Below are 6,586 nucleotides of genomic sequence, written 5' to 3' on the forward strand. Positions count from 1 at the left end.
CCGTTGGCGGGCCACGGTGTATTGGCCTGCGGCACGAAGAGATTCGTCTCGACCCGGGCCATCTCATCGGGTAACCGAGTGAAGTGCAGATTCCGCGGAACCACGCCGTGCCGCAGTGCGAGGATCGCCTTCATCAACCCCAGCGGTCCGGACGTCGACTGCATGTGGCCGAAGTTGGTCTTCACCGACCCCAGCACACAGGGCCCGTCGTTTCCATACACCGCGGCCAGACTGGAGAATTCGATCGGATCGCCGACGGGGGTGCCGGTGCCGTGCGCCTCGACGTAGCCGACGGTGGACGCGTCGACGTCCGCCACGCCCAACGCCGTTTGGTAGACGGCGATCTGAGCCCGTTCCGAGGGCGCCGCGATGTTAACGGTGCGGCCGTCCTGGTTGGCCGCGGTGCCGCGCAGCACCGCCAGGATGCGATCGCCGTCGCGTCGCGCGTCGTCGAGCCGTTTGAGCAGCAGCATGACGCAGCCCTCGCCGGACACGAAGCCGTCGGCGTGCACGTCGAAGGCGTGGCAGCGGCCGGTCGGGGACAACATGCCTTGCAGCGAACCCGAAACGGACTTTCGCGGTTCCAGGGTCACCGCCACGCCACCGGCCAGGGTGAGGTCGCTTTCGCCGCTGCCCAGGCTGCCGCACGCCTGGTGGACGGCCATCAGCCCGGACGAGCACGCCGTGTCCACCGTGACCGCCGGGCCGTGCAGCCCCAGTGTGTAGGCGACCCGCCCGGACGCGAAGCTGTTACTGGTGCCGGTGAATCCGTACGGTCCTTCGGCCGCGCCGCAGTCGGCGGACAGCAGTTCGTAGTCGCCGTGCGTCAGGCCGACGAACACGCCGGTCTGCGTCTCGGACAGCGATGCGGGGTCGAGGCCGGCATGCTCGATGGCATCCCACGACGTTTCCAGCAACAGGCGGTGTTGCGGGTCGATCGCGGTCGCTTCGCGCTCGGTCATCCCGAAGAAGTCGCAGTCGAATCCCCCGACATCGTCGAGGAACGCCCCCCACCGGGTTACCGATCGGCCGGGGACGCCGGGCTCGGGGTCGTAGAACAGGTCCGCATCCCACCGGTCGCCGGGGATCTCGCCAACGAAATCGTCGCCGCGCAACAACGCCTCCCAGAGCTGTTGCGGGGAATCGATCCCACCGGGAAGCCGGCAGGCCATTCCGATGACGGCCACGGGTGTGGCGCTCGCGACACGCAATGTGTAGCCCCTGTCCTCGCCCGACGGCCGGTGAGCAGCGGCGCGCACCATCTCTTCTCACGTTGTTCGGGCGTAATTGTGCAGGTGTCAGTTTACCTACCCGAACCACGTCAGTTAGCGGGATTAAACAATTTCGTCCGCCGTACCGGAAAGACACCGGGAGGGACCGAAAGCGGCCCGGCGCCGTGAAAACCGTGCCGTGACTTCGCAATTGCGTCATTCCCACCCGCGGGCGCGCGGTTCAGCGATCCGGAGCCCGATGCGGCACGCCTGGGGCGCGGGACCCTGCGCCATGGACGCGCGCGTCGGGGCTGAGATGTCGAGATTTCTTGTCTTCCACCGCATTTCACGCCGATACCCGCTCCTCGCACGGGCCGGCGGGCGGTGCTACGACTGGTCGGCCTGTTCCGTGTCCCCGGACGCGGCCTCCTTCGCCGGATCCTCGATGACCTGATAGGCCGGATCGACCATCGACAGGGAACGCTGACCGGCCTGGCGGGCTTTGCCGCTGATCCGCAAGAGCTGACCGGGCTGGATGTCGCCGCCCCCGCGTCCGGGACGGAAGGTGACCGTGATTTCCCCGCTGCTGTCCCCCACCACGATCTGTCGCCGGGTTCGCCCGCGGTCGGCGATGTCTTCGACCTCGCTGACACGTCCTTCGACGGTGGCGCGTTGCCCGGAGATCAGGCCGGCCACCATGATCACCGACGGCGGCCGTTCGGGGTGTTCGTAGGCGTCGACCTTCTCGTCCTCGTCCTGGGACACCCAGGCCTGGATCTTGTCGATTTCTTGCCCGATGCGCTGCTCGAAAGAGTCGGGGTAGGCCTCCCTGATCCGCGATTCCACGTCATAGGGCACGATCGTCGCCGCGGCGTCGGGAATGAGGCTGACGGCTTGGGCGACCTTGTCCGCGGTCCGGTCGTGCAGCAGCCGACCCAACAGCCGCGCGAAGGTCCGGCGCGGCAGGAGCACAGTCACGTTGGTGTCGGGGTGTTCGTCGCGCGCCTTGGCGACCAGCAGCTGGGCCGACCTGCTGATCCGCCGGTCGGGGCAGTCCACGATCCGTAGCGGCGTGTCGAGAGCGAAGTGCTCCCAACGGTTTCGCAGTTGCGCGGCGTGGGCCGGGTCGACCATGAAGTGCACGGCAACCAGGTCGTCGGCCCGCAGGCCCCGGCCATAGCGCAACGCCTCGATCACCGCCAGATCGACCGAGTCGACAAACACCAGCACCTTGTGTCGCGCATACTTCACCAATTCGGGGCGATCGGTGCGGAACATCTCGAGAATGGCCGCCTCGGCCCGGTATTCGTGGTTCAGCCGCGTCAGCACGAACACCAGTAGCGGGAACACGACGACCACCAGCCAGGCGCCCTCGGTGAATTTCGCCACCGCGAAGATGCCCACCACGACCGTCGACAGGATCGCCGCGGACAGGTTGATCGCCAGCCGGTGCCGCCATCCCGGTTCACGATGCGTCAAATGGTGTTTGGTCATGCCGTAACCGGCCATCGAGAACCCGGTGAACACGCCGATCGCGTAGAACGGGACCAGCGCGTTGACCGAACCGCCGGTTACCACCAGCAAGGCCACCGACAGCGCCGTGAGGGTGATGATCCCGTTCGAAAACACCAGGCGGTGACCACGTTTCGTCAGCTGCCTGGGCAGGAAGCGGTCTTCGGCGACGAAGCTCGCCAGCGCCGGGAATCCGTTGAAGCTGGTGTTCGCGCCGGTGAACAAGATGGCCGCGGTCGACGCCTGGACCAGCACGAAAAACACGTCGCCGATCATGCCGTTGCCATAGACGGCACGGCCGATCTGCGACAAGACCGACGGGTATTCGGTCAGATACGGCGTGGCGTGGGTGACGTGGGCCAGATAGGCGACACCGGCCAGCAGGACGCCCAGGATGCTGGCCATCGCGGTGAGCACCCGGCGTGCGTTGCGGCCCTGGGGCTTTCGGAAATAGTCCACCGTGTTCGAGATGGCCTCGACTCCGGTCAGCGACGAACCCCCGTTGGCGAACGCGCGCAACAAAACCAGAATCGTCGCGCCCAGCACCAACCCGTTGCCCTGATGAACCGGCACGGTACCGGCCGTGTGCGCGGCATCGTATACCGGTAAACCCCCGAACAGTACGCGGACGACGCCCACCACGATGGTCAGTCCGACCATGGCGATGAAGGAGTAGGTCGCCACCGCGAACGGCATTCCCGCTTCCCGCAATCCACGCAGGTTCGCGTAGCAGATGATCAGCACCACGCCGACCGTGATCGCCAGGCTGTAGGGACCCAATGCGGGGATCGCCGACACCACCGCGACCGTCCCGGCCGCCGATTGCACCGCAACGGTCACCACGTAGTCGATCAGCAGCGCCGCGGCGGCGATCTGCGCGACCCGGGGGCCGAAGTTGTCGCGCGCGACGATGTACGAGCCACCGGCCCGGGTGTAGGCCATCACCACCTGCCGGTACGAGGCGGCCACCAACACCAGGATGAACAGGATGACCCCGGTGATCGGGAGCAACAGGAGGAACGCCGCCAACCCCGCGTGAGGCAACAGCTCGATCAGGATCTGCTCGGGTCCGTAGGCGACCGATGACACCGCATCGGGCGAAAGCGCGCCCAGCGCAACGCCGTTGGACAATTTCTCGGCGGCGATATCCTCGGTGATCAGCGGCTTTCCCAGGAACACACGCTTGGCGACGTCCCCGACCGAGAGCGGGATGCGCAGCTTGCCGGTCGAACTGGTCACGAGCACCGTCCTTACCCGAGATTCGAGAACGTCAAACGCCTCCCGATGCATTGTGCACGTTCACCCACGTCGGGGCGGCGCGCATCGCGGATCGACTAGCCGGGTCAGGCGAGCCGTCGCACCGCGGCGGCGATCCGCTCATCGCTGGCCGTCAGCGCAACGCGCACGTGCTGGGCGCCGCGCGGGCCGTAGAAATCACCGGGCGCCACCAAGATGCCGCGCCGCGCCAGCCAGGCAACGCTGTCGTGGCACGGCTCGCCGCGGGTGACCCAGAGATAGAGGCCGGCTTCGGAATAGTCGACGGTAAAGCCCGCCGAACGCAGCGCGGGCAACAGGGCGGCCCGGCGCCGCTCGTACCGCTGCCGCTGCGCCAGCTCGTGGGCGTCGTCGTCCAGGGCGGCCACCATGGCCGCCTGCACCGGGGTCGGGACCATCATCCCGGCGTGCTTGCGCACGGCCAGCAGCTCGGCGATGAGCTCGGCGTCGCCGGCGACGAAGCCGGCCCGATACCCGGCCAGCGACGAGCTCTTCGACAGCGAATGGATGGCGAGCAGCCCGGTGTGGTCGCCGTCGCAGACCGAGGGATGCAGGATCGACAGCGGCTGGGCATCCCAGCCCAGCCCGAGGTAGCACTCGTCGGAGGCCACCAGGCAGCCCCGGTCGCGGGCCCATCCGACCACTTTGCGCAGGTGATCGACGCCCAGGACACGTCCGGTCGGATTGCTCGGGGAGTTCAGGTAGTACAGCGCCGGCGATTGCGGGCCCAGCTGGGTCAGCGAATCCGCCCGCAACACCCGCGAACCGGCCAGGCGCGCGCCGACGTCGTAGGTGGGGTACGCCAGCTCGGGCACCACGATCACGTCCGCGGAGCCCAGACCCAGCAACGTCGGCAGCCAGGCGATGAGCTCCTTGCTGCCGATCACCGGGAGCACGTCCGACTCTGCCAGCCCGGCGACGCCGAACCGGCGGCCCAGGGCCGCGACCGCCGATTCGCGCAGCCGGGCGGTGCCCGCGGTGGCCGGATACCCAGACGCCGAACCGGCCGCGGCCAGCGCCTCCTGGATCACCGGCGCCACCGGATCGACCGGGGTGCCTACGGATAGGTCGACGATCCCGTCCGGATGGGCGCCGGCCTGCGCTTTCGCGTCGGCCAGCGTGTCCCAGGGAAACTCCGGCAGCGACGCCGACACGGCCGGCCGGCGCTTCCTGAGCTGGTGTGGCACCGGGCCGCTCAGTCGCCTTCGCCCTGCGGTGGCAGATCCTTGACCACCTGCGGGTCATTCTCGGTCATGCCGACCTTGGCCGCGCCGCCAGGCGATCCCAGCTCGACGAAAAAGTCGGCGTTGATCTGCGTGTACTGGCTCCATTGGTCCGGCACGTCGTCTTCGTAATAGATCGCTTCGACGGGGCAGACCGGCTCACACGCCCCACAGTCGACGCATTCGTCGGGGTGGATGTAGAGCATCCGGGCACCTTCATAAATGCAGTCGACCGGGCATTCCTCGACACAGGCCTTATCCTTGACGTCAACACAGGGTTCGGCGATCGTGTACGTCACAGACGTCTCCTCCATGTACTACTCAATGTGGGCTGCTGTTCGGCTCGCACCGGCGCGTCCGACCTCTTCCGGTGAAGCTTTCGGTTGCTGATACTAGACGTTGCAGATACAGGCGAACCACCTGGCGCGCCTATCGAAACACCGATTTAAGACTGACGGTCTCGGACCCTGCGAACGGCCCCCGTTTCGCCGAGGGCGAACACCGTGAATAACCCGCTGACCTGCACAGAGTTACGCCCCGGCGGCTGCCCCCGATATCTCTTGCGTTGCAAGCGCGCTCGCGGGGCCTGGTAATCTCGAACCGACAAACGGCAACCGCTGGGCAGAAGTTCTCGCCGTGATAGCGGTGCATTAACTGGGGAAGGTGTCCACACATGAGGGTGTCGTTGAGCAAATTGGGGGTTGCGGTCGGCGGCGCGGCAGTGGCGTTGACCGCCGCGGCTGGGATCGCGTCCGCCGACCCCACGGACGCGATCATCAACACGACCTGCAACTACGGACAGGTGATTGCCGCGCTCAACGCGACCGACCCGGCAGCTGCCCAGCAGCTGAACGCGTCGCCGGTGGCGCAGTCCTACATCCGCAACTTCCTGGCCGCGCCGCCGCCCAAGCGCGAGCAGATGGCCCAGCAGATCCAGGCCATGCCGTCGGCGCAGAAGTACTACGCCACCATCAACGCGGTCGCGATCAGCTGTAACAACTACTGAGCCGATCGCGTCGCACGAAGCGGTTCAGTAACCGCCGCGCCCGGCAAGCGAGGGGCTACGCGGCCAACGACGTGTAGTCGGTGGTGCGCTGGCGCGCGGGGCGCCCGATGCCCTCGGCGATCGCGGTCAGTTCGGCCACCGTCTTGGCCGATCCGTGTTCCGAGCCGGCCATCCGGGAGATGGTCTCCTCCATCAACGTGCCGCCCAGGTCGTTGGCCCCGCCATTGAGCATCACCTGTGTGCGCTCGACACCGAGCTTGACCCAGCTGGTCTGGATCTGGGAAATGCGGCCGTGCAACATGATTCGCGCCAATGCGTGTACCGCGCGGTTGTCGCGATGGGTCGGCCCGGGCCGCGAC

5 protein-coding genes and 1 pseudogene are annotated in these 6,586 nt (G+C 67.2%); 1 reads left to right on the forward strand and 5 read right to left on the reverse strand.

Going from position 1 to position 6,586, the window contains the following annotated elements:
- The 4 genes from Q0W90_RS22030 to fdxA all read right to left on the reverse strand — a co-directional run.
- Window positions 1–1,211 (reverse strand): type I polyketide synthase (locus tag Q0W90_RS22030; RefSeq protein WP_297776609.1); only part of this gene is annotated, 1,211 nt, incomplete at its 3' end.
- A 387-nt stretch (window positions 1,212–1,598) separates the two neighbouring features.
- On the reverse strand, window positions 1,599–3,962 hold the full coding sequence (locus Q0W90_RS22035; protein WP_297776606.1) for an amino acid permease: 2,364 nt from the start codon (window positions 3,960–3,962) through the stop codon (window positions 1,599–1,601).
- Between the two features lie 104 nt (window positions 3,963–4,066).
- Window positions 4,067–5,152, reverse strand: a complete 1,086-nt coding sequence (gene dapC / locus Q0W90_RS22040) for a succinyldiaminopimelate transaminase (RefSeq protein ID WP_297592435.1) — start codon at window positions 5,150–5,152, stop codon at window positions 4,067–4,069.
- Between the two features lie 41 nt (window positions 5,153–5,193).
- The gene (fdxA, locus tag Q0W90_RS22045) at window positions 5,194–5,520 is read right to left on the reverse strand and encodes a ferredoxin (protein ID WP_293039332.1); all 327 of its coding nucleotides are present in this window, start codon (window positions 5,518–5,520) and stop codon (window positions 5,194–5,196) included.
- Between the two features lie 374 nt (window positions 5,521–5,894).
- On the opposite strand from fdxA, the gene Q0W90_RS22050 reads away from it, so the two are divergent.
- Window positions 5,895–6,227 carry a hemophore-related protein gene (locus Q0W90_RS22050; protein ID WP_297592290.1) on the forward strand — a complete coding sequence of 111 codons (333 nt, stop codon included), beginning with the start codon at window positions 5,895–5,897 and terminating at the stop codon, window positions 6,225–6,227.
- Between the two features lie 55 nt (window positions 6,228–6,282).
- Here the strand turns inward: Q0W90_RS22050 and fbiC are convergent.
- A pseudogene (gene fbiC, locus Q0W90_RS22055) lies at window positions 6,283–6,586 on the reverse strand (7,8-didemethyl-8-hydroxy-5-deazariboflavin synthase); the annotation flags it as partial.

Origin of the sequence: Mycobacterium sp., assembly GCF_025933915.1 — a bacterium.
Classification (GTDB): domain Bacteria; phylum Actinomycetota; class Actinomycetes; order Mycobacteriales; family Mycobacteriaceae; genus Mycobacterium.